Genomic DNA, 1,341 nt, shown 5'->3' on the forward strand with positions numbered 1-1,341 from the left:
ATCACATCTTTCGCGTAGGCCGCCAACTCGGTGCGTTCTTCCGACGTCTGCGCATAATACTCGCCTGTTGACCCGCCGATAATAATGCCGTGCACCTTCGCCTCAATCAGCGACTCCAAAACTTCCGAGTACACATTCCAGTCAATGTCTCCATCAGAGTTATAAGGAGTTACTGCTGGCGTATAAATACCTTCGAATTTCAAGATAAATGCTCCGAATGCGGGTTAGGTGGAAGATCAACGAGCGCGTCAGCCTTGATGCCTTGAGGCGCGATAAAAATCTCCATGTTTTCACGGGACAGTTCCCAATGCTCAAACATGAGATCAACTACGGCACTTTGGCTACTGTTGAATCCAGACTCGCATGGGCCAAGAAGGCGGTCAATAGAGTGTATTTCTGGCGTGCACATTTTTAGAAGGGTGATTCACTCGTTCTTAAAATTTAAAACCCCTTTGTTTTCAATGGCTTGTAATTTTCAAATCGAGGCCACGACGTCAATCGATAACATTTGTTTATGCATTGATAAGAGTAAAAGTTTCTTGTTGATGCATGGTTGCCATCGTAGCCTTACAACAGCGATATTCTACCGACGAATTGGCGACGAATACTTCTCGTACATTCGTCCCGTTAGTTAGGGCCGTTTACCCGGGCTCGAATAAGGTGCTGTAGAAATATTGCTCTTGATGCAAGATCGGCATTAAAAAAAATGTCTGCATTAGTAAGGATTCGAACGAAATGAGTGCACGGATGGCACCCCCATCCAAGAAGGCACATTTCGTAAAGCGCTTCCTGGACGTGGCAACCGTTCCGGTTCGCGGATAGAAGCAGCACGGTTTGATGGCTTGCGTCCACAGACGGTACTGCGAACTCAAGACCGTTTAGCCTCATCTCGCTGAGCAGGCTGAACGTGTCGCCCCCCTTGGTATTTTGGAGTGTGTTGACCGTGAGCACTAAATCGGCAGTTTCAAATCTTATCGCGCAGCGCAAGCCTGATCATGCGCTGCCAGGTGCGCTCTATAGCAACCCAGATGTTTACAGGCAGGATCTGGAACAGATCTGGCACAAAAGCTGGATCTTCGCAGGGCACACATTTGAGCTGGAGAAGTCGGGTCAGTACCTGTCGCTGCAAATCGGCGATTACCCTGTCGCGATCGTCCGTGGCGCAGACAAACAGATTCGTGCATTCCACAACGCCTGCCGCCATCGCGGCTCCAAGGTGTGCCCGGAAGCTAGCGGCAAGGTCGCCAAGCTGGTGTGCCCTTACCACAAATGGACCTTCGAGCTGGATGGCAGGCTGCTTTTCGCCGGGAACATGGGGGACGATTTCGACAAGTCTCAGCA

2 protein-coding genes and 1 pseudogene are annotated in these 1,341 nt (G+C 50.1%); 1 reads left to right on the forward strand and 2 read right to left on the reverse strand.

All coding sequences use genetic code 11. The annotated features are described in order from the left end of the window. Together ACXRVY_RS29455 and ACXRVY_RS29460 are read right to left on the reverse strand one after the other, a co-directional pair. Window positions 1–203 (reverse strand): dihydrodipicolinate synthase family protein (locus ACXRVY_RS29455; RefSeq protein ID WP_458239014.1); only part of this gene is annotated, 203 nt, incomplete at its 3' end. Next, window positions 200–340, reverse strand: a pseudogene (locus ACXRVY_RS29460) (GntR family transcriptional regulator); the annotation flags it as partial. The pseudogene ACXRVY_RS29460 and the gene ACXRVY_RS29455, both read right to left, overlap by 4 nt. A 603-nt stretch (window positions 341–943) precedes the next feature. On the opposite strand from ACXRVY_RS29460, the gene ACXRVY_RS29465 reads away from it, so the two are divergent. Beyond that, the coding region (locus tag ACXRVY_RS29465; protein WP_458239015.1) for an aromatic ring-hydroxylating oxygenase subunit alpha at window positions 944–1,341 on the forward strand (398 nt) is incomplete at its 3' end.

Source organism: Pseudomonas sp. P5_A2_2 (assembly GCF_054177685.1).